Genomic DNA, 20,610 nt, shown 5'->3' with positions numbered 1-20,610 from the left:
GCCGCACGCCGCGCTCAGCGCCAGCCGAGGCCGGCGCGCCGCATCCGCCGCACCACATAGGCCAGCCACAGCAGCTGCACCGCCAGGGCCGGCACCACCACCAGCGGCTTCATGCCGGGCGACATCGCCAGGAACACCAGCGCCAGCCCGGCATGCAGCAGCGTGAAGCCCCAGTGCAGCGCGGCCACCACCCGCACCGGCACGCCGCTGCGCTGGGCCAGCTGGTACAGATGCGTCCGGTGGCCCTCGGCCAGCCTCTCCCGCATCAGGGCGCGCCGGGCCAGGGTGAAGCCGGCATCGAACAGCAGGCCGAACAGCAGCAGCGGCACGATGAGGAAGGACACCTGCTGGCCGTCGAAGCGCGAAGCGGCAACCGCCAGCACGGCGAAGACGAAGCCGGCGAACTGGCTGCCGACATCGCCCATGAAGATGCGCGCGGGGTGCAGGTTGAAGGGCAGGAAGCCGGCGAAGCCGGCGGCCAGGAACAGCGCCGCGGCATAGACGAACCAGCCGCCCTGCAGCCCCGCGATCAGCGCCAGCGCCGCGGCCGCCAGCAGCAGCGTGCCGCCCACCAGCCCGTCCAGCCCGTCCATGAAGTTCACCGCATTGGTGCAGCCGACGATCCACACCAGCGTCAGCACCACGCCGACCCAGCCCAGATCCGTCACACCGATCCAGGGCAGGGCGAGGCGCGACACCACCAGCCCGCTGCCCACCGCCACCAGCGCGGCGCCCACTTGCGCCGCCAGCCGCAGCCGGGCCGGCAGGCTGCGGATATCGTCCAGCAGCGCGATGCCGGCGATCACCACCGCGGCGACGATCACGCCGAGGAATTGCGGCTCCGCGATGCGGGCGAAATCGGCCAGCTGGAACAGCGCCAGCATGCCGGCGATGAAGGCCAGCACCACGCCCAGCCCGCCGCCGCGCGGCGTCGGCCGCACATGCGCGCTGCGCGCATTCGGGTGATCCAGGATGGGGAAGGCGATCATCAGCCGGACGATGCCGGCCGAAAGGGCGGCCAGCGCCAGGGCGAAGGCCAGGTGCGAGAGCAGGGCGTGGAGCTGCATGGATCAGGGACTCAGCCGCGCGGGCTCCAGGCTGGCATAGACGTCGCCGGAATTGGCGGCATGGGGCAGGGCGGCGATCCAGGCTTCCATCGCCGCGGCCCCCAACGGCGCCGGATGGGCGAAGCGCATGTCCTCCCCCAGGCAGGCGTTGAAGGCGCGGTAGCCGAGGGCCTCCAGCCGCGCCAGGCAGGCGGCGGCCACCGGGCGCTGGATGGTGGTGAATTCGAAGGACAGGCTGCGCGGCGCGCGGGACAGGCCTTCCAGCGCCACGGCCTCGTACCCCTCCACGTCGATCTTGACGAAATCCGGCGCGCCCTGCGCGGCGGCCAAGGCGTCCAGCGTGGTCACCGGCAGGGTCAGCTCAGTGTCCCAGACCTGGCCCTCCCAGCCCTCCGCGCCCGCGGCGGCGGCGACGAAATCGGCGGAGGCGCTGGCGACGGTGGGATTCTGCGAGTTCACCCGCAGGGTGGCGGTACCGGCCGCCGCGCCGACCAGGGCGGAGACCAGGGTGAAGCCCGGCTTGCGGCCATGCAGCAGGCGCAGCAGCCGGGCAAGGCGCGGCTGCGGCTCCACCGCCAAGGCGCGGGCGCCGAGGCGCAGGAAGCTCGCGCTGCGGTCGCCGACATGGGCGCCGATATCGAAGCCGAGTTCGCCGGGCCCGAGGAAACGGGCCTGGAATTCATCCAGCGCCGCCGCCCGGCCCGGGCCGTAATAGCTGCGCAGGGAGTGGCGGATGCCGGCGAGGCTGGTCATGCGAAGACCACCGCGGCGCCGCCGGCGGCCTCCGGCGGCACCATCAGCCCGTCCGGCGCGGGGCGCGTCGGCAGGCCTTCCAGCACCGCCCGCGCCGCCCGGCCCTGGTCCCCGGTGCGGATCACCATGCCGGCGATGAAGGGCAGGGTGGGCGCCGTGACGCCTGGCAGCACCTGGCCCAGCACCGCTTCCGGCAGGATGCGCAGATGCGTCGCCAGGGCCGGCGAGAAGGGGCCGGCGCCGCCCGCCGCGCCCGGCAGGGTCAGCACGAAGCCGCCCAGCGGGTCCGGCCGCAGCGGCTGGCCCGTGAGGCGGGACAGCCGCGCGCCGGTCTCGGCCGGGCTGGCGACGGCGAGGATGGTGGTCTCCAGCGCCTCCGCCCCATTGGTGTGGGCCATCCAGCGCGGGTCCCAGACCAGCTCCGGCGTCAAATGCTGGATCAGCTGCAGGCGGCCTTCCGGAGCGTCCGGGAAGGGCAGGCGGGCGAAGCGGGCGATCGGGCCGCCCGCCTCCACCGGACGCTGCAGCCAGGAGACACCGGGGATGGGCAGGCCGCCGGCGCGCAGGCGGGCCAGGTTGCCCTCGGTCTCCTGGATGCCGAAGGCGATGATGTGCGCGCCGGTGTAGCGCGCCAGGAAGCCGTCCAGGCCGTTGGCGAACAGGGCGGGGTCCACGAGGCCAAGCAGCTCGACATACCCATGCCTCAGGAAGGCGCAGCGATTCTCCGTCCCGTAGGGCTCCACCGGCCCATCCGGTGTGCGGTGGCCGGATTGCCGGGCGCGGGGCGACAGGCAGAAGCCCATGCGCTCCCATGCCGCGATCAGGCCGGGCAGGTCGGCGGTGCAGAGGCCGACATGGTCGAGGGTGGTGGCGACGCTCATCCCAGCACCGGGTTCTCGTATTTCGGCAGCAGCCACTCGGCGGGCTCGGCCGCTGCCTCCCGGTACCAGCGATCGACCAGCGGATGCGCGCGGACGGCATCGCAATAGGCCTGGGCATTGGGCGAGATCGCCGGCTTCCAGGTCAGGAAGCGGGCGACGACGGGGGCGTACATCGCATCCACCAGCCCGAAATCGCCACCCATCAGGAAGGGGCCGCCATATTGCCCCAGCGCCTCGGCCCAGATCGCCTCGATGCGGGCGATGTCGGCCAGGCATTCGGGCGTGCGGCCATGGCCGGCGAAGTCGCGGCCGAGATTCATCGGCATGGCCATGCGCAGCGCGCGGAAGCCGGCATGCATCTCCGCCGCGATGGAGCGGGCATGGGCGCGTGCCGCCGGCTCCTGCGGCCAGAGGCCCGGGCGGATTTCCGCGCAGTATTCGGCGATGGCCAGGCTTTCCCAGATGCGGGCGCCGCGGTGTTCCAGATAGGGCACCAGGCCGTTGGGGGAGATCGCGCGGATGGCCTGGGTGTTGCCACCGCCGGCCAGGACGATGACCTGTTCCTCCACCGCCAGCCCTGCCAGCTGCACCATCAGCCAGCCGCGCAGGCTCCAGGAGGAGTAGCGCTTCGTCCCGATCACCAGCCTGCCTTCGGCCATGGTCCGTCCCTTCGCCTGAATCCGGCGCGGACCCTGCCACGGATGCGGCGCCGCGTCGAAGGGGGCGCCGCTTCCGGCGGGGGGCCGGCGCGGCTATGGAGGAGGCATGGCGGCATCGGCGCGGGATCGCATTCTCCTCAACCTGGCACTGGACGCGCTGGTGGCCGCCTTGGCGCTGCCCGGCGCGGTGTGGCTGGCCGCGCCGGGGCAATGGCCGCCCGGGCCCTGGTGGCTGGGCGCGGTGCCGGCGGCGGCGGCCTGCCTGCTGCTGGCCGGGCTGCCGCTGCGCATGCCCTGGCAATACTGGCGCTTCGCGTCGCTGCCCGAATTGCTGGCGAGCGCCGGCGCGGCGCTGGGCGGGGCGGTGCTGTTTGCCACCCTGCTGCACCTGGCCGGTGCCTGGCGGCCGGGCAATCCCGGCTTCGCGGTGATCCATGCGCTGGTGCTGGCGGCGCTGCTGGCGGTGCCGCGCGTGATTGCCCGGCTGCGCCATGCCGGCCGCGCCGGCCCGCTTTCCGAGACCCCGGCGCAGCCCGCGCTGCTGGTGGGCGCCGGCGACGGGGCGGACCTGTTCATCCGCGCGCTGGCGCAGGAACGCAGCCCGGCCTACCGCGTGGTCGGCATCCTGGCGCAACGGTCGCGCCAGCTTGGCCGGCGCATCCAGGGGCTGCCGATCCTCGGCACGGCGGAGGATGCGGCCGCGGTGCTGGATGGGCTGCGGGAGGAGGGGCGGCTGCCGGCCGTCATCATCCTGGCGACGCCGGCAATGCAGGGGGTGGCGCTGCAACGCCTGCTGGATGCGGCGGACCGCCACGGCGTGCCGGTGAAGCGCGCGCCGCGGCTGACGGCGCTGGGCCCGGCCAGCCGCCGCCCCGGCGAACGCGCGGAGCCGGAACAGCGGGTGCGGCTGCGGCCGGTGGAGATCGAGGACCTGCTGGACCGCCCGCAGGTGCCGCTGGACCGCGAAGGCATGGCCCGCCTGGTGCAGGGCAAGCGCGTGCTGGTGACCGGTGCGGGCGGGACCATCGGGGGCGAGCTGGCGCGGCAGGTGGCGGCGCTGGGGCCGGCCAGCCTGACGCTGCTCGATCACGGCGAATACGTTTTGTACGAAATCGACCTGGAGCTGCGGGAGCGGCACCCGGCGGTGCCTCGGCGCGCGGTGCTGGCCGATGTGCGCGATGCGGAGCGGATCGGGCGGCTGTTTTCCGAAATCCGGCCGGAGCTGGTGTTCCATGCGGCGGCGCTGAAGCATGTGCCGATGGTGGAGAACGACCCGCTGGAGGGCCTGCTGACGAACGCCGCCGGCACCCGCGTGGTGGCGGATGCGGCGCGGGCGGCGGGCTGCGGACTGATGGTTTTCATCAGCACCGACAAGGCGGTGAACCCGACCAGCGTCATGGGCGCCTCCAAACGCCTGGCCGAGATGTACTGCCAGGCGCGGGATAGGGAGGCGCGGCTGGCGGGCGCGGGGATGCGGCTGGTGACGGTGCGCTTCGGCAATGTGCTGGGCTCCACAGGGTCCGTGGTGCCGCTGTTCCGCCGCCAGCTGGAACGCGGCGGGCCGCTGACCGTGACCCACCCGGATATGCGCCGCTACTTCATGACCGTGCGCGAGGCGGTGGGGCTGGTGCTGCAGGCGAGCGTGGTGGGCGCGACCGACCGCACCGACCAGCCGAAGGAACTGCGCGAGGGCGGCATCTTCGTGCTCGACATGGGCGAGCCCGTGAAGATCGTGGATCTGGCGCGGCGCATGATCCGCCTGGCGGGGCTGCGGCCGGAGGAGGATGTGGAAATCCGCTTCACGGGGCTGCGCCCAGGCGAGAAGCTGTTCGAGGAGTTGTTCCACGGGCAGGAGCCGCCGCAGCCGACGAATTTTGCGGGGCTGCTGGTGGCGGTGCCGCGGACGACGGATGCGGTGGTGATGGGCCAGGCGATCGACGAGATCGCAGGGCTGGCCGGAGCGGGGGATGGTGCTGCGGCGCTGGCGCGGCTCTCGGCGTTGGTGCCGGAGTTTGCGCATGAGGATGGGACGGGGTCGGTCACCTAGTAGAAGGCTTAGTTATCACGTCAATGATCTCGGCCGCGATTTCCTCGACCGTGTGCGTTGCTGTACTGCGCGCAAGCTTGTCCGCGAGTGAAGCTGAGTAGCTTATCACTTCCTTTTTGCTTACGTTGTGCCAGATGGGTAGCAAAATTTGGTCGCCGGAAACGGCGCGTGTTACCAGCCCATCAAGTTCATATTCCGGCCAGCCTCGCCCAAAAAACGCGCGGGATAAAACGACCACACCGAACCGGCTACTCGCTAGCCCACGATCGATCCTGCGCCGCAAACTATCACCGATCCGGAGTTCGAATTCATCATACCAGACACTTAATCCCGCCTCTTGCAGGGCTAGCGCCAATGGACGGACCACTTCGTCCTTATCTTCCGATGCGTGAGAAATGAATACGTCGTAAGTCCGCCCATCCGCCGCGCTAGCATCAGGCACCAAATCTGCATCGGCGTTCCGCACGAGACTGGGTACACTTCTTAGGGGCGCCTCATTAATCGGGGGCAAAGGCCTCATTGCCGCAGCGGGAATAACGCGGATTGCTGACCGTACAGTTCCTCGAAGCCCCTGCATATCTACAACTAGATGCCAAGAACCCGAATTTGGAACGGAAATCCTCGTTAGCGTACGCTGCGCTAGGCCGCCCGTGTACCGATGCTGTCGTCCAGATCGATAACTATTGAAGTTGGAACTGTCCATAAGGCGAATATTCGCGGCGCTTCCTTGGAGATTTATCTCTACAACATCTCCCCTATTTAAGAATCCGAGGTTGTAATGGGTAAATTCCATATCCTCTTCTTTCAATCCTCCGGATCGATACAAACGTAGGAACTAGGGTGTAAAATTCTTCGTCGGGAAGCAACAGCATATTTTGGGCTCGGCCCGGCCCGCTGCCATAAGGAAAAAAAAGGAGGGGGCGCGGGGGAGTTCACTCCCCCGTCTTCGCTCGCCGTGTTACGCGCTCACCCATGATCGATTTCCCTGCCGGCTTCAAAGCCCCCTTCGTCCGTCCCTCCGGTCGTGTCGCCGATGCGATGCGGGAGGTCACGCTCACCCCCGGTGCGTCGCGCCATGCGGAGGGGTCCTGCCTCATCCGGTTCGGGCTGACGGAGGTGCTGTGCACCGCCAGTGTCGAGAGCCGGGTGCCGCCCTTCCTGCGTAACACCGGGCAGGGCTGGGTCACGGCTGAGTACGGCATGCTGCCGCGTGCCACGCATACGCGCAGTGACCGAGAGGCGGCGAAGGGCAAGCAGTCCGGCCGCACGCAGGAGATCCAGCGGCTGATCGGGCGCAGTCTGCGCGCCGTGACGGACCTCAAGGCCATGGGGGAGATGTCCATCACCGTCGATTGCGACGTGCTGACGGCGGATGGCGGCACGCGCTGCGCTTCCATCACCGGGGCCTGGGTGGCGCTGCATCTCGCCTTCCAGCACTGCGTGAAGATGAATGTGCTGAAGGCGATTCCGCTGCGCGACCAGGTGGCGGCGGTGTCCTGCGGCATCTGGCAGGGCACGCCGGTGCTGGATCTCGACTATGCCGAGGACAGCAAGGCGGAGACGGACGGCAATTTCGTCATGACCGGCTCGGGCGGCGTGGTGGAAGTACAGGCCACGGCGGAAGGCGCGCCGTTCAGCGAGGAGGAGTTGCTGAAGCTGATGGCGCTGGCCCGCGCCGGCACCGGCAAGCTGTTCGAGCTGCAGAAGGTGGCGATCCGCGGATGACTCCTCGGCGCCTGACGGAGACCCGGATCGTGCTGGCCTCGCACAATGCGGGCAAGGTGCGGGAGAATGCGGCGCTGCTGGCCCCGCATGGCATTGCCATCGTCAGCGCCAAGGAGCTCGGCCTGCCGGAGCCTGCGGAGACGGAGGACAGTTTCCTCGGCAATGCCGCCATCAAGGCGCTGGCGGCGGCGCGGGCCTCCGGCCTGGTGGCGCTGGCGGATGACAGCGGGTTTTCCGTGGCCGCGCTGGATGGCGCGCCGGGCGTCCGCACGGCGGATTGGGCGGAGACGCCCGCGGGCCGGGACTATGCCATGGCCATGGCCAAGGTCGAGAAACTGGCGCGGCATGCGCCGGATCGCCGGGCCTGGTTCTCCTGCGCCCTGGTGCTGGCCTGGCCGGATGGCCACACGGAAGGCTTCCTGGGGGAGGCGCATGGCGCCTGGGTCTGGCCGCCGCGCGGGGCCAATGGCTTCGGCTACGACCCGATGTTCGTGCCCGATGGCGGCAGCGAGACCTTCGGCGATATGACGCCAGAGGCGAAGCACGCCATCAGCCATCGCGCCGTGGCCTTCCGGATGCTGGCCGCCGCCTGCCTGCCGCCGCCGCGCGCATGATCCGCGCGGCCCTGCTGATGCTGCTGTTGGCGCTTCCGGCGCGGGCGGAGCAGGCGGGGCCGTTCCACACCGAGGCGGGCGTGGCGGCGCGGGATGGCGGGGCGGTGGGCGCGCTGGTCTGGCTGCATCCCTACTACACCGAGGGCGATCCGCCGCCGCCGCCCGCCTGGGCGCAGCGCATGGCGGCGCGGGGGTGGGATCTGTGGCGGCATGACTGGCTGGTGGCGCGGCAACGCTCTCCCCAGTCCGGCCCACGCAACCCGAATGCGCTGACCGGCGGGGTCGAGGCCCTGGCGCAGGGCAGCGCGGCGCTGCGCGCGCGGGGCTACCGGCGCGTGGTGCTGCTCGGCGAAAGTCGCGGCGCCTTCATGGCCCTTGCGGCGCTGCGGGAGGCAGGCCTGGCCGATGCGGTGCTGCTGGCCTCGCCGGCGGCGCATGGTACGCGGGTGGAGCGCCGGCCGCAGGCGCTCGCGGATTTCCGGGCGGCGCTGGAGCGCGCCAATCCGCGCGCCACGGGGCGCATCGCGCTGCTGCAATTCGCCGAGGATCACTACAACCCGGACCCGGCGCTGCGGGCCGCCTGGTTCCGCGCGGCGGTGGCGCGGCTGGGCTGGGCCGGGCTGCTGGTCGACCAGCCGGCCGCACCGACCGGGCATGGCGGCGTGCAGGACGAGGATTTCGATCCGATCTTCGGCGGCTGCCTGGCCGCCTTCCTGGATTTCGACCGGGCCCCGCCCGCCACCTGCCCCTGAAGCGCAGGGGCGGGCCGCGGCCGCTCAGGCTACGGGGCGAAGTCGACGATCAGGATGTCCAGGTCCCGGTCGGGCGTGAAGTTCCTGTAGCGGACCTCGAAACGCCGATTGTCCAGCCGCCGCACGCCGGTGCCGCAGAAGCTGACCAGCGAGCGCGGATTGCCCTTGTCCACCACCAGCCGGAAGTCGCCGATGGGCCCCGCCCAGTTCGCGCCGGAGCGCAGCACGTAGTGCAGCCAGAGCTCCGCGTAGGCGGGCGCCTCGCCGCGGCGTGCCGCCAGGCGGCGATCCAGGCCGGCCAGGAAGGATTCATCGATGCACTGGCTTTGCCGCTGCTGGCGGAATTCCGGCGTCCGACGCTGGTCCGGGTCCAGCGCCCCGCCGATCCGCCCCCCGGCCAGCGGGGCATAGCTGTGCTCGACACGAATGCTGCGCGAGGCCGGGAAGGTCTGCCGCCGCGTCACCGTCGTGTGCAGCGTCCAGAGCGCGTCCCAGAGCTGGGTCCTGCCGTCGTTGCCGCCGTCCAGGATCAGCTCCTCGCGCAGCAGGGCCTCGCGGGCCGCGGGCGGCAGCCGGTTCACCGCGGCGGAAAAGGCGTCGCCGCCGGCGCTGGGGGGCAGGCCGAGATCCCGCAGCCTGGCGGTGATGTCCCGCCCCTTGAAGCTTGCGTTCTGCACCAGGTCGAGCGGCACCGGCTGTCCCTCGACCAGGGTCCGGAAGTTCAGCTCCGCCGCAAAATCGGGGGTGCGGGTGATCGGCCCCTGGACGATGTCTGGCAGCGGAAAGGCGACCAGCGTCTCGATGTCGCGGCCGGTGGTGTTGGTGAAGACGTAGTGCACCCGGACCTGTTCCCGGCTGATGAACAGGTCCTCCTGGTCCAGTCGGATCGCCTCGGAGCGCGTCAGCGTCAGGCCGCCGACGCCGATCGCGGCCGTGCTGTCATTGGCGCGGGACGGCGTGGCGCCCAGCAGGGCGAGGGCGGCGGCAAGGCCGATGATCCGGCGAGGGCGAGGGCGGGTGTTCACGGCGATCTCCGGGGTGCGACGGTGCGGTCGACAAACCTTTGCCCGCCTCGGCGCCGGGGAAAAGCCCCGTTGCGGCTGTGGCCAGGCCGCGCCTGACCTAGAGACCTGCCAGCGCCAGCCCGAGCGCCGCCGCGGCCGCCACACCCATCATGGTCAGGGTCAGGCTCATCCCCAGCATCCGCCAGCGCATCACCTCCGGCTCCCGCGCAATGCCCCAGGCGTGGCAGAAGCGGCCGACCAGCAAGGTCACACCAAGGGCATGCAGCGCCCAGGCGGGCAGGCCATTCGCCTCGCACAGCGCCAGCAGCAGCAGGGCGAAGGGCGCATGCTCGGCGAAATTGCCATGCGCGCGCACGGCGCGTTCCACCAGGCGGTGGCTGGTGCCCAGCGTCAGCCGGTAGCGGCCGCGCATCTGCGCCGTGCGCACCACCAGCAGGATGAAGCCGAAGCCCAGCAGCCCGGCATAGAGCGCGGCGACGGGCAGCATCACGCGGCCTCCCGCACATCGGCGCGGGTGCCGCCGCACAGGCGCAGCAGGGCTTCGGGCGTCGTCTCGAACACATGCATGGGGGATCCGGCGGCGGCCCAGATGCGGTCATGGTGGAACAGATCCGCATCCAGCAACACCAGGGGCGGCGTCACATGCGCCAGGGGCGCGACGCCGCCGATGGCGAAGCCGGTGGTGTCCCGCACCCAGGCGCCGTCCGCTCGTTTCACGTGAAACATGAGGACCGCCGACACCTTCGCCATGTCGACGCGGTTGGCGCCGGAGGCAATGACCAGCGCCGGGCGGTCGCCCTCCGGCGTTGCGGCGCGAAAGACAATGGATTTGGCGATCTGCGCCACCGTGCAGCCCACCGCCGCGGCGGCCTCCGCGGCGCTGCGCGTGCCATCCGGGAAGGCCGCGATGGTATCCGCATGCCCGGCCGCCAGCAGCGCGGCACGCACCCGTTCGACAGACCCGCCCGACATCGCCATATCCCCCATCGATGGAACCACTCGCCCTCTACATCCACTGGCCGTTCTGCGCCGCCAAGTGCCCGTATTGCGACTTCAACAGCCATGTGCGGGACAGGGTGGACCAGGCGGCCTTCGCCGCCGCGCTGCGCCAGGAACTGGCGCGAGAGGCAGCGCGCGCCAGCATCCTCGGGCGGCGCAGGCTGGCCAGCATCTTCTTCGGCGGCGGCACGCCGAGCCTGATGGCGCCCGCAACCGCCGCCGCGCTGATCGAGGACGCGACGCGCCTGTTCGACCCGCTGCCCGACCTCGAGATCACGCTGGAAGCGAACCCGACCAGCGTGGAGCTGGCCAAGCTGCGCGCCTTCCGCGCCGCCGGCGTCAACCGCGTCTCGCTCGGCGTGCAGGCGCTGGATGCGGCGGCGCTGGGCTTTCTCGGCCGCCGGCACGACGTGGCGGAGGCGATCACGGCGCTCGAACAGGCCCGGGAAACCTTCCCCCGCGTCTCCTTCGACCTGATCTACGCCCGCCCCGGCCAGGCCGAGGCCGCCTGGCGGGCAGAGCTGCGCCAGGCGCTGGCGCTCGCCGCGGACCACCTCTCGCTGTACCAGCTGACCATCGAGCCGGGGACGCAGTTCGCCACGCTGCATGGCCGCGGCGCCTTCAGCCTGCCGGAAGGCGAGGAGGCCGCGCGCCTCTACACCGCAACGGCGGAGGAAGCGGCACGCTTCGGCCTGCTGCCCTACGAGATCTCCAACTACGCGAAGCGCGGCGCCGAGAGCCGGCACAACCTCGCCTATTGGCGCTATGGCGACTATCTCGGCATCGGCGCCGGGGCGCACCAGCGGCTGACCATGCCCGATGGCACGCTGCTGGCCGCGCGCCGGCATCGCGCGCCGGAGGAATGGCTGGCCCGGGTGCAGCGCGACGGCCATGCGGTGGTGGAGGAGGAAGCGCTGACCCCGCGCGACCGGGCGCGGGAGGCGCTTCTGATGGGGCTTCGCCTGCATGAGGGCGTGGACCCCGCCCGCATCGCCCGCCGCAGCGGCTTGCCCTTCGCGGATTGCGTGGATGAGGCGGCGCTGGTGGCGCTGGAAGGTGAAGGGCTGCTGGCCTGGCGGGAGGATGGCCATCTTGCCGCCACGCCCGACGGTCTGCTGCGGCTGGACGCGCTGCTGCCCTTGCTGGTCAATTAGCGGCATGACCCGCACCGCCTTCCTCGGCGCCTATGGCTACGGCAACCTCGGCGACGAGCTGTGCCTGATGGAGGCCATGCAGGCGTTTCCGGGTGCCACCCGGCATGCCTTCTCGGTCAAGCCGGACTGGACGCTGCGCTGCGTGCCGGGCCTCGATGGCTGCTTTGCCGATGGCGGGCAGATGCTGGCCCTGCGGCCGCAGCGCATCGTCTTCGGCGGCGGCATGTTCGGCGTGCCGGATGCCTTCCGCGCCTGGATGCCCTGGTTGCTCCAGGCCGAGGCACAGGGTGCCGAGATCCATTTCCACAACCTCGGCGTCGCCTGGCTGCTGGGCGACCTGGGCTGGCTCGACCGCGCCGCGCGCGGCCTGATCGCCCGCCTCGCCAGCTTCACGGTGCGGGACTACCTGGGCGTGGAGCGGATTGCGGAGGCCGGGTTCCCCCGGCTGCCGCGCATCTCGTTCTTCCCGGAAGCCGACATCCTGCCGGACTTCAGCCTCGCGGACCGGCTGCTGCCACGGGGCCCGAAGCTGCTGGGCCTGTCGATCATCCCGATGCCCAATATGCGCGCCTGCCTGGCGCAGGAGGCCGGCCTGGTGCGCCAGGTGCTGGCGGAATTCGCCGACCACCAGATCGTCCCCATCGTCTCCACCGTCCATGTGGACAGCGCGGCCGAGGACGACATGGCCGGCTGCCTCGACTTCATCCGCGATTTCCTGCCACAGGCGACCATCGCCGCGCCCGCGCTGCTGGACCGCGGCTTCTGGCACGCAGAGCTGACGCCGCGGCGGCTGAAGGGGCTGGTCGCGCGGCTCGACGTGCTCATGACTCAGCGCAAGCACAACGCGATCCACGCCATCGGCGCCGGCGTGCGCGTCATCGGCCTGCACCCGCTGGAGGATAACAGCCTGCGCCGCACCTTCGTCGGCATGGAGCATCGACTGCCCCCCGGGTCCCGCTGCCTGGGTCTGCTCTATTCATGAGCCGGACCCTGGTGCTGGCCGAATGGCCATTCCGGGACCTGCGCTCCCGCGCCCTGCTGGCCGGGCTACCGGAAGCCCTGGGCGAGGCCGCCCCGCTCTGGCTGGCCACCGCCGCGCCCCAGGCGCCGCCGGGCTTCGCGCCGGTGGCGCCGACGGTGGAGGTGGCGAAGCTCGGCGCCACGCGGGTGGTGCTGGCCGGGGTGTTCCAGGACCGCGCCCTGCTGGACCAGGCGCTGGCGCTGGCCGGCCGCGCCATGGCCGCCGGGGCGCGGCTGGAGCTGCGCCGCTTCGGGGTGGAGCGCGGCGCCGCGCAGCGCACGCCGCCGGCCGAGGTGGCCCTGCTGGACCGCGCCGTGCTGCTGGAACTCCGCGACCACCACACGGCCAATGCGCTGCTGGTCTGGCGCGTCGCCCCTGCCTTTCGCATCGCGCCCTATCCGGAGCGCGACGGCCCCGGCGACCCCGCCCTGCTCGCCGGGCTGCCCTCCGGCCCGTTGCTGGGCCTGTCCATCCTCGGTGGCGCCTCCCTGCAGGCGGCCTGGTCCGCCTGGCTGCCCGAATTGCGACGCGCCCTGGCACCGATGCGTGGCTGGCCGGTTCTGCCCCTGCCGATGGAGCATCCCGGCGCCCCGATGGACGACCTGCCCGGCACCAGCGCCTTCCTGGAGGCCGTTCTGCCCGGCGCCGCCCTGCTGCTGCCGGACCTGGCGGACCCGGTCTGGCGCCGCCGGCAACTGACGCCGGCGCGCATGAAGGCACTGGTGGCCCGCTGCCGCGCGGTGGTGACCAACCAGGACCTGCCGGCGGCCTATGCGGTGGCGGGCGGCGTGAAGGTGATCGGGCTGGCGCTCGGCCAGGACCGCCGCGCTGTCACCTGCATCACCCAGCTCGCCAACGACCTGCCGCCCGGCTCGGCCCTGCTGCACCGACCGACGGGGTGAGGCGCCCGGCTCAGCCGCCCTTCGCCAGCTCCAGCGCCCTGGCATAGACCTGCTTGCGCGGCAGGCCGGTGGCGGCGGCGACCATGGCGGCGGCGTCGCGCAGGCTCTGGCCGGCCATGGCGGCACGCAGCTGCGCATCCAGATCGGCCTCCACCGTCGGCTCCTCCGGCGCCGGGCCGACGCAGAGGCAGATCTCGCCACGCGCCGGCTCGGTCGCGTAATGCGCGGCCAGTTCCGCCAGGCTGCCGCGCCGCACCTCCTCGAAGCGCTTCGTCAGTTCCCGTGCCACGGCGGCCGGCCGATCGCCGCCGAAGCCGAGCGCCAGCGCCGCCAGCGTCTCCGCCAGGCGGTGCGGCGCCTCGTGCAGCACCAGCGTGGCGGTGAGGCCGGCGCGCTCCGCCGCGCGGTGACGGGCGATGGCGGCCGCGCGCGGCCCTTCCTTCGGCGGCAGGAAGCCCAGGAACACGAAGGGGTGAGGCGGCAGGCCCGACAGCGTCAGCGCCACCACCGCCGCGTTGGGTCCCGGGATCGCCGTCACCTTCAACCCGGCCTCGATCACCGCCCGCACGAGGCGATAGCCGGGATCGGAGACCAGCGGCGTTCCGGCATCGGAGGCCAGGGCCAGCCGCTGTCCCGATTCCAGCCGCGCCAGCAACCGCGGTATCATTTCCGCCTCGTTGTGGTCATGCAGTGGCACCAGCGTCGCGGAGACGCCATAACGCTGCAACATGAGGCCTGTTACTCTGGTGTCTTCGCACAGCACGGCATCCACCGCGCCGAGCACCGCGAGAGCCCGGGGCGACAGGTCGCCGAGATTGCCGATCGGTGTCGCCACCAGGGAAAGCCCAAGCGGGGCCTCCCCAGGCGCCGCCCGTTCAGGAGGGTCGCCGTTTGCCAAAGCCTTCGTCCCGCTGGTTGTCGTCTGCGCCGCGGCGCCCTCGCCACCCTGGGGGCGGGGTGCTGGGCATTCTGCTGGCCACCCTTCTGGGGCTTGCGGCCTGTGCCCCGCAACCCCCGCCTCCCTCCTTCATCGGCGTCGCCCCGCCCATTGCCGGCCAGCCGGTGCAGCCCGGCCCGGTCGGGCCGCTGCGCGCGGCCATCCTGCTGCCGCTGACCGGACCGCAGGCGCCGCTCGGCCAGGCGATGCTGAATGCCGGCTACATGGCGCTGTTCGACGAAAGCCAGTCCGGCATCGAACTGGCGCCGCGCGACACCGGCGGCACCCCGGCCGGCGCCCGCGCCGCGGCGCAGGCGGCCATCGCCGATGGCGCGCGTATCCTGGTCGGCCCGCTGACCAGCGCGGAGGTTGCCGCGGTCGCCGATCCGGCGCGCGCCGCCGGCGTGCCGGTGCTGGCCTTCACCAATGATTCGCAGCGCGCCGGCACCGGCGTCTGGGTGCTCGGCATCACGCCGCGCCAGCAGGTGCGGCGCGTGGTGGCCGCCGCCGCGGCGCAGGGCGCGCAGCAATTCGCCCTTGGCGCGCCGGACAATGATTTCGGCCGGGCGCTGGCCAATGGGCTGCGGGAAGCCACCGCCGATCTCGGCCTGCCGGCGCCGAGCATCGCGCTCCACCCGACCAATGCGGAGCCCGGGATGGCCGCCTCCGGCGCCCGGGTCAGCGGCGGCCGCGCCGATGCGGTGCTGGTCGGCGAGGCCGGGGACCGTGCCCGGCGCTTCGCCGCCACCTGGATGGCGGAAGCCCAGGCGGCGGGCCAGACGCCGCGCCTGATGGGCACCGCGCTGTGGATCAATGACGGGCCGCTGCGCAGCGAGCCGGCGCTGGACGGCGCCTGGTTCCCCGGCCCGGATGGCCGCGCCCGCGCCCGCTTCGAAGCCCGCTACCGCGACGCCTTCCGCGAGACGCCACCGCGCGTCGCCGCCACCGCCTACGACGCCGCTGCCATCGCCACCCGGGCGCTGCGCAGCGGCGCCGCGCCGGGCCAGGTGCTGGGCGCGGAGGGCTTTGCTGGCGCCGATGGCCCGGTGCGGCTGCTGCCGGACGGCCAGACGCTGCGCGGCCTGGCGATCTACGCCATCTCGCCGAATGGCGACCCCGTGGTGGTGCAACAGGCCCCGGCGCCCGGCGCGCCTGGCTCCTGAGCCACCCGGATCCAGAAGGGAGGGCTTGACCGTGCCGATCCCCGAGCCCCGGCCGAGCCGCTGGCTGGCCGGCGCGGCGCTGATCGGCGGCGTGCCGGCCATCGCCCTGCTGCTGCTGCTGCTGGGCGGCGCGGTGGAGACGGCGCCGGGGATGCTGGCGCTGGGCGCCACCATCCTGGCCGCGCTCACCGTCTCCCGCATCTGGATGGGCAATCTCGGCAGCCTGGCGGCGGCGCTGCGCCAGGCGGCGGATGGCGAGAGCATGGTGCCGGAGCTGGCCGGGCCGCTGCTGCTGCCCGCGGTGGCAGAGGTGGCGGAGGTGGCGCGGCGGGTGGCGCGGGCACTGCAGGCCCGCACCGAGCAGGTCTCCAGCCTGCGCCAGGCGGATGTGGCGATCATCGAGCGGCTGCCGGACCCGCTGGTGGTGCTCGATGCCGGTGGCGCTCCGCTGCGGGCCAATTCCGAGGCCCGTGCCATGTTCGGCGCCAGCCCCGGCATTGCCTCCGGCAGCGACCTCGGCGCGCTGCTGCGCCACCCGGCGCTGGCCGATGCGGTGGCGGCAGCGCTGGCCGGGGGAGAGCCGCAGCATGCGGATATCGTGCTGCCGGTGCCGGTGCCGCGGGAATTGCGGGTGCACGCCGTGCCCATGGATCCGCCGCTCTCCGATGGCGGGCGGTTGCTGCTGGTGCTGTCCGACCGGACGCGGGACCGGGCTGTGGAGCGGATGCGCGCCGATTTCGTCGCCAATGCCAGCCATGAGCTGCGCACGCCGCTCGCCAGCCTGATTGGCTTCATCGAGACGCTGCGCGGCCCGGCGGAGGATGACCGGGAAGCCCGCGCCCGCTTCCTCGGCATCATGGCGGAACAGGCGGACCGGATGCGGCGGCTGATCGACGACCTGCTCGGCCTGTCGCGCATCGAGATCACCGAGCACCAGCCGCCCACCGGGCGCGTCGACCTGGGCGCGCTGGCGGCGGCGGAGGTGGAGGCGATGGGGCCGGTGCTGGGCGCGCGCGGCGCCCGGGTGGCGCTGGAGGCGGAGCCGGGGCTGGTGGCCGCCCCGGCCGATGCCGGGCAGCTCGCGCAGGTGCTGCGCAACCTGCTGGAGAATGCCGCCCGCTACGGGCGGGAGGATGGGACCATCCAACTGGCGGTCGGCCGCGCCGAGCCGGGCGGCAATGCGCGCTGGCCGGCCCGGCCGGGCCTGGTGATCTCGGTCACGGATGAAGGGCCTGGCATCGCCCGGCACCATCTGTCGCGGCTGACGGAGCGCTTCTACCGGGTCGACCGCGGCCGTGGTCGCCATGCCGGCGGCACCGGGCTCGGGCTCGCCATCGTCAAGCACATCGTCAATCGCCACCGTGGCCAGCTGCTGATCGAGAGCGAGGAGGGCGTCGGCTCCACCTTCCGCGTCTGGCTGCCGGCGGAGACGCCCGGCGGCGACTAGCGCATTTTCAAGCCTTGCGGCTTCGCAAGGCGACTCGGAAAATGCGTTAAAACAATAAGCTGGAGCCGCTTCACCGCCTTCGCTTGCGGTGAAACGGCCCCGGCAGGCTGCGTTCCCTTGAACGCAGCTCGTGTCTTGGACGTGTTTGATTCTGGAGCAAGAAATGCGTTCAGATGACTCCATCTGAACGCATATTGCTCTGACCGCCCGTCCCGCATGGCTTCATCCGGCGCACGCGGCTCCGCCCTGCGGCACGGCGCTGGCGGGCGCCAAGGTGACACCTTCCCGCGGCTGGTCAGGCGGTCTTCAGGTAGTAGGTGTAGCGATAATGCTCCCGCAATCCGATGCGGGCGTTCATCGCCAGCGAGGCGTGGTTGGCGCAGGAGACCTGGGCATAGACCCAAGCCGCCCCCTGCGCCGCCGCCCAGGCCGCCGCCGCCCGCATCACCCGCTGGCCCAGCCCCTGCCGCCGGCATTCCGGCCGCACGGCCAGGTCGAACAGCCCGGCCAGCGGGCCGTCCGCGGTGACGAAGGCACAGGCGGCGGGACGGCCCTGGTCATGCAGCAGCACCCAGGCCGCCGGCACGCCCAGCAGCCCCGGCATCGCCGCCTTCTCGGCCTGCCGGGCGGGGGATTGGTGCTCGGCGGACGCCATCACCTCGGCCCAGCGCGGCTCGGGCGCCGCCAGCACCTCCGCCGCCGCATCGCTGGCTGCGACCACCGCGATCCGGCCCAGGATCACCTGGCTCTCATCCCGCGGCCGGTAGCCCCGGGCCTGCAGCAGCGCGGTCATGCCTGGCGGGTCCAGCGGCGTGGAGCGGATGCGGGTGGGCTGGCCCGCGCGGGCATAGAACGCCTCGATCCGGACCAGGCGCGATGCCAGGCATGGGTCGGGCGAGGGGTCCATCGGGCAGGCGGCATTGGCACGACCGGTGCCGCCGCGGAAGCGCCGCACCACGAAGGGACCATCGAAGGCGAGGATCGGCGCGGGAACGGCCGTCAGCGTCGCCCGCTCGATATCCAGGATGCTCGGCGCAAGGGGTTCCGGCGCCATGGTCTCGGCCCGGCTCACCGGGTCATGCCTCCGCCGCCAGGCGGCCCACAGCCTCGCGGTAGGTGGTCTCGAACAGGCGGTCCAGCGTCGGGTTGGCGCCCTTCAGCCCGGCGGCGACGCGCCCGGCCCAGCCGACATACTCCACCCGGCGCGCATGGTCCCAATTGGCCGGCGGGCTGGCGGTGATGGCGCGGAGGTTGGAGATCTTGTCCGCCAGCTTCAGCATCTTGGCGGCGGCGGAGCGGCCGGGGGCGTGCTTCACCTGCAGCGCCTTGCGTGCTTCCTTCGGCAGCGACTTGTCGTCCGTCGCCTCCGCCACCAGGCCAGCCACGGCCTCGCCGAATTCGGTGACGAGCGTGGCGTGGGTCACCGGCTCGGGGTCGTTGTCGCTGTCCTCGACCGTGTCGTGCAGCAGCCCGGCCAGCACGGCCTCCGGCGGCGCGCCGTGCTCCGCCAGGATCTGCGCCACTTCGAGGACGTGGTTCACATAGGGCTCGGCGGCGTCGCCCTTGCGGCGGTGGCCGGCATGGACGCGGGCGGCGAAGACGGCGGCGCGCAGCAGCAGCGCGGACGGGGAAGCTTGGGTTTCCATGGCGGGGCGTCTCTATCATCGCGCCGCGCGGATTGCAGTAGCGGGCGGGTGTCCTGCGCGGCATGGTTGGCCGTTTCGTTGCCGCGACGGAGGGGAGTATGCCCGACGACCTTTCCGACCCGCCGCGCCTGACGTCCGGCCCGCCGCCCATTGGGGCAGGGCTGGACGAGGCGGCGCTGCCCGCGGCGGAGGCTGCGGCAGCGCAGGCCCGGCCCGACCCGGAGGCTGAGCTCAAGGCGCTCGGCGACGCGGCCAATGAGGCGGCGAAGCGCGAGGCGGCGCAGTGGTTCTTCTTCGTCACGGTGATGCTCACTTTGGCGGCGCTGATCGGCTCCACCACCCACCGCATGATGCTGCTGCAGGAACCTGTGAAGGTGCCGCTGCTGTCGGTGGAGTTGCCGCTGCTGGGCTTCTACTGGGCGGCACCGGCCATCTTCCTGGTGCTGCATTTCTACCTGCTGGCCCAGGTGCAGCTGATGGCTGGCAAGGTGCGCGCCTTCCTCGACACGGCGGAAGCGAGCGGCGGTGCGGCGGCGCTGCGTAGGCATGCCTGGCGCCTCGATCCCTTCTCGGTGGCGTAGGCGCTGGCGGCACAGCGGCTGGATCAGCGGGCCCTGGCGGTGCGGCTGATGGTGTGGGGCAGCCTGGCGGTGGCGCCACTGGCGCTGCTGGTCTTCGCGCTGCTGCGCTTCCTACCCTATCACGACCTGCCCCTGGCGCTGTGGCACTGCGCGCTGATCATCCTGGACGCCGCGCTCATCGTGCTGCTCTGGCCGCTGCGGGCGGCGGAGGCGCCGGTGCCTTCGGTCCCGGCGCCATCGCGCCTGGAGAGGCTCGCCGCGGTGACGGCGGAACCCTGGATTCGCTGCTGGCCGGCATCCCGCCGCGCGCACCTCTGGCCCCGCGGCGCGGCGCGCCTCGCCAGCCTGGCCGCAGTCGGCGCGACAGCGCTGGTCGCCTGGGTGCAGCCGAGCGTTCCGCTGCGGCTGCGGGACGAGGTGCTGATCGGCAGCGCCGATCTCGAGGCGCTGCGGGCTGATGAGGCGAAAGCGCTGGCGACGATCGGGCGGACCACCGCGCTGGCCGGCCGCGACCTCCGCGGCGCGGACCTGACGTCGGTCGATCTTCGTCGCGCAGATTTGCGCGGGGCGCAGCTGCAGGGCGCGTTGCTCGACGGGGCGCAGCTTCAGGGCGCCTTGCTCGACGGGGCGCAGCTTCAGGGCGCCAGGCTCCGTGAGGCACAGTTGCAGGGCGCCTCGCTCGACGGGGCGCAGCTGCAGGGCGCTTGGCTCAACGGAGCACAGCTGCAGGGCGCCTCGCTCAACTTGGCGCGGCTGCAGGGCGCCTCGCTCGTCCAGGCGCAGCTGCAGGGCTCCTCGCTCAACTTGGCGCAGCTGCAGGGCGCCTCGCTCAACTTGGCGCAGTTGCAGGGCGCCTCGCTCATCCAGGCACAGCTGCAGGGCGCCTCGCTCCGCGGTGCACAGCTTCAGGGCGCGATGGTTAACGAGGCGCGGCTGCAGGGCTCCTCGCTCAACTGGGCGCAGCTACAGGCAGCTTGGCTCAACGGATCGCGAATATGGCGGTTGCGTGCCGCCGGCGCCGAGATGACGCATACATATCTGCTGGAGCTCGATGAGCGCGCCCTGCCGCCATGTTCCGCGGGCAGTGAAGACACCGCTGGGGAATGTGCGAGGGATCGTGGCTGGCCGGATTGGACTTATACGCCCGGTGTCATGTTCTGACCTGTGCGTATGCACGCGATGCGATGGTGGTGATCTGTTCTGGCTGTGCGATGAGCCAGTTCCATGCGTCGCAGCA

At 72.1% G+C, this 20,610-nt stretch carries 22 protein-coding genes and 1 pseudogene; 11 read left to right on the top strand and 12 right to left on the bottom strand.

Features of this window, described 5'->3' with window-relative positions; translation table 11 throughout:
• Nucleotides 1-14 precede the first annotated feature (14 nt).
• The 4 genes from HEQ75_RS23875 to HEQ75_RS23860 are packed head-to-tail and all read right to left on the bottom strand — an operon-like array spanning nt 15 to nt 3,360.
• Nucleotides 15-1,067, bottom strand: coding sequence for a glycosyltransferase family 4 protein (locus tag HEQ75_RS23875; protein ID WP_168034634.1), 1,053 nt, complete (start codon nt 1,065-1,067; stop codon nt 15-17).
• A gap of 3 nt (nt 1,068-1,070) precedes the next feature.
• Nucleotides 1,071-1,820: an FkbM family methyltransferase gene (locus tag HEQ75_RS23870; protein WP_168034633.1), complete on the bottom strand. Its 750-nt coding sequence runs from the start codon at nt 1,818-1,820 to the stop codon at nt 1,071-1,073.
• On the bottom strand, nt 1,817-2,701 hold the full coding sequence (locus HEQ75_RS23865; protein ID WP_168034632.1) for a VOC family protein: 885 nt from the start codon (nt 2,699-2,701) through the stop codon (nt 1,817-1,819). Before HEQ75_RS23865 ends, HEQ75_RS23870 begins: the two co-directional genes overlap by 4 nt.
• Nucleotides 2,698-3,360: a glutathione S-transferase family protein gene (locus HEQ75_RS23860; protein WP_168034631.1), complete on the bottom strand. Its 663-nt coding sequence runs from the start codon at nt 3,358-3,360 to the stop codon at nt 2,698-2,700. Before HEQ75_RS23860 ends, HEQ75_RS23865 begins: the two co-directional genes overlap by 4 nt.
• Before the next feature lie 106 nt (nt 3,361-3,466).
• Between HEQ75_RS23860 and HEQ75_RS23855 the strand changes: the two genes are divergently transcribed.
• Nucleotides 3,467-5,407, top strand: coding sequence for a polysaccharide biosynthesis protein (locus tag HEQ75_RS23855; RefSeq protein WP_168034630.1), 1,941 nt, complete (start codon nt 3,467-3,469; stop codon nt 5,405-5,407).
• Here the strand turns inward: HEQ75_RS23855 and HEQ75_RS23850 are convergent.
• On the bottom strand, nt 5,400-5,873 hold the full coding sequence (locus HEQ75_RS23850) for a toll/interleukin-1 receptor domain-containing protein (protein WP_328734810.1): 474 nt from the start codon (nt 5,871-5,873) through the stop codon (nt 5,400-5,402). The genes HEQ75_RS23855 and HEQ75_RS23850 overlap by 8 nt on opposite strands.
• Before the next feature lie 72 nt (nt 5,874-5,945).
• A pseudogene (locus HEQ75_RS29120) lies at nt 5,946-6,200 on the bottom strand (DUF1883 domain-containing protein); the annotation flags it as partial.
• A 179-nt stretch (nt 6,201-6,379) separates the two neighbouring features.
• On the opposite strand from HEQ75_RS29120, the gene rph reads away from it, so the two are divergent.
• Genes rph through HEQ75_RS23835 form a run of 3 tightly spaced genes read left to right on the top strand, consistent with a single transcriptional unit; the run spans nt 6,380 to nt 8,498 of the window.
• Nucleotides 6,380-7,132 carry a ribonuclease PH gene (gene rph / locus HEQ75_RS23845; protein ID WP_168034628.1) on the top strand — a complete coding sequence of 251 codons (753 nt, stop codon included), beginning with the start codon at nt 6,380-6,382 and terminating at the stop codon, nt 7,130-7,132.
• Complete coding sequence (locus tag HEQ75_RS23840; RefSeq protein WP_168034627.1) at nt 7,129-7,746, top strand: non-canonical purine NTP pyrophosphatase; 618 nt, start codon at nt 7,129-7,131, stop codon at nt 7,744-7,746. The genes rph and HEQ75_RS23840 overlap by 4 nt, the downstream gene beginning before the upstream one ends.
• Nucleotides 7,743-8,498 carry an alpha/beta fold hydrolase gene (locus HEQ75_RS23835; RefSeq protein ID WP_168034626.1) on the top strand — a complete coding sequence of 252 codons (756 nt, stop codon included), beginning with the start codon at nt 7,743-7,745 and terminating at the stop codon, nt 8,496-8,498. The genes HEQ75_RS23840 and HEQ75_RS23835 overlap by 4 nt, the downstream gene beginning before the upstream one ends.
• A 29-nt stretch (nt 8,499-8,527) precedes the next feature.
• Here the strand turns inward: HEQ75_RS23835 and HEQ75_RS23830 are convergent, their stop codons facing one another.
• From HEQ75_RS23830 to HEQ75_RS23820, 3 genes are all read right to left on the bottom strand, one after another.
• Complete coding sequence (locus tag HEQ75_RS23830; RefSeq protein WP_168034625.1) at nt 8,528-9,523, bottom strand: DUF4424 family protein; 996 nt, start codon at nt 9,521-9,523, stop codon at nt 8,528-8,530.
• A gap of 97 nt (nt 9,524-9,620) precedes the next feature.
• Nucleotides 9,621-10,010 (bottom strand): MAPEG family protein, encoded by a 390-nt coding sequence (locus HEQ75_RS23825; protein ID WP_168034624.1) that lies wholly within the window; start codon nt 10,008-10,010, stop codon nt 9,621-9,623.
• Entirely contained in the window at nt 10,010-10,495 is a 486-nt protein-coding gene (locus tag HEQ75_RS23820; protein WP_168034623.1) for a YbaK/EbsC family protein, read from the bottom strand. Before HEQ75_RS23820 ends, HEQ75_RS23825 begins: the two co-directional genes overlap by 1 nt.
• Nucleotides 10,496-10,512: 17 nt before the next feature.
• On the opposite strand from HEQ75_RS23820, the gene hemW reads away from it, so the two are divergent.
• The 3 genes from hemW to HEQ75_RS23805 are packed head-to-tail and all read left to right on the top strand — an operon-like array spanning nt 10,513 to nt 13,599.
• On the top strand, nt 10,513-11,676 hold the full coding sequence (gene hemW, locus HEQ75_RS23815) for a radical SAM family heme chaperone HemW (protein WP_168034622.1): 1,164 nt from the start codon (nt 10,513-10,515) through the stop codon (nt 11,674-11,676).
• 4 nt (nt 11,677-11,680) lie between these two features.
• On the top strand, nt 11,681-12,658 hold the full coding sequence (locus HEQ75_RS23810; protein ID WP_168034621.1) for a polysaccharide pyruvyl transferase family protein: 978 nt from the start codon (nt 11,681-11,683) through the stop codon (nt 12,656-12,658).
• Nucleotides 12,655-13,599 carry a hypothetical protein gene (locus HEQ75_RS23805; RefSeq protein ID WP_168034620.1) on the top strand — a complete coding sequence of 315 codons (945 nt, stop codon included), beginning with the start codon at nt 12,655-12,657 and terminating at the stop codon, nt 13,597-13,599. Before HEQ75_RS23810 ends, HEQ75_RS23805 begins: the two co-directional genes overlap by 4 nt.
• Before the next feature lie 10 nt (nt 13,600-13,609).
• Here HEQ75_RS23805 and rsmI read toward each other — a convergent pair whose 3' ends face one another.
• Entirely contained in the window at nt 13,610-14,497 is an 888-nt protein-coding gene (gene rsmI, locus HEQ75_RS23800) for a 16S rRNA (cytidine(1402)-2'-O)-methyltransferase (protein ID WP_168034619.1), read from the bottom strand.
• A 59-nt stretch (nt 14,498-14,556) separates the two neighbouring features.
• Between rsmI and HEQ75_RS23795 the strand changes: the two genes are divergently transcribed.
• On the top strand, nt 14,557-15,699 hold the full coding sequence (locus HEQ75_RS23795; protein ID WP_168034618.1) for a penicillin-binding protein activator: 1,143 nt from the start codon (nt 14,557-14,559) through the stop codon (nt 15,697-15,699).
• Between the two features lie 31 nt (nt 15,700-15,730).
• Nucleotides 15,731-17,146 carry an ATP-binding protein gene (locus HEQ75_RS23790; RefSeq protein WP_328734794.1) on the top strand — a complete coding sequence of 472 codons (1,416 nt, stop codon included), beginning with the start codon at nt 15,731-15,733 and terminating at the stop codon, nt 17,144-17,146.
• A 295-nt stretch (nt 17,147-17,441) separates the two neighbouring features.
• Here HEQ75_RS23790 and HEQ75_RS23785 read toward each other — a convergent pair whose 3' ends face one another.
• Both HEQ75_RS23785 and HEQ75_RS23780 read right to left on the bottom strand, forming a co-directional pair.
• Nucleotides 17,442-18,218 carry a GNAT family N-acetyltransferase gene (locus HEQ75_RS23785; RefSeq protein ID WP_328734793.1) on the bottom strand — a complete coding sequence of 259 codons (777 nt, stop codon included), beginning with the start codon at nt 18,216-18,218 and terminating at the stop codon, nt 17,442-17,444.
• A 4-nt stretch (nt 18,219-18,222) separates the two neighbouring features.
• Nucleotides 18,223-18,792: an HD domain-containing protein gene (locus HEQ75_RS23780; protein WP_168034616.1), complete on the bottom strand. Its 570-nt coding sequence runs from the start codon at nt 18,790-18,792 to the stop codon at nt 18,223-18,225.
• Between the two features lie 98 nt (nt 18,793-18,890).
• Between HEQ75_RS23780 and HEQ75_RS23775 the strand changes: the two genes are divergently transcribed.
• Nucleotides 18,891-19,373, top strand: coding sequence for a hypothetical protein (locus HEQ75_RS23775; RefSeq protein ID WP_168034615.1), 483 nt, complete (start codon nt 18,891-18,893; stop codon nt 19,371-19,373).
• 48 nt (nt 19,374-19,421) lie between these two features.
• Nucleotides 19,422-20,534, top strand: coding sequence for a pentapeptide repeat-containing protein (locus HEQ75_RS23770; RefSeq protein ID WP_235962088.1), 1,113 nt, complete (start codon nt 19,422-19,424; stop codon nt 20,532-20,534).
• Nucleotides 20,535-20,610: the final 76 nt, after the last annotated feature.

The sequence above is a fragment of the Falsiroseomonas selenitidurans genome (assembly GCF_012103215.1).
In the GTDB taxonomy this organism is placed as follows: Bacteria; Pseudomonadota; Alphaproteobacteria; order Acetobacterales; family Acetobacteraceae; genus Falsiroseomonas; species Falsiroseomonas selenitidurans.
The sequence above is the reverse complement of the archived record's forward strand: the minus strand, read 5'-3'. Positions and strand labels throughout refer to the sequence as shown.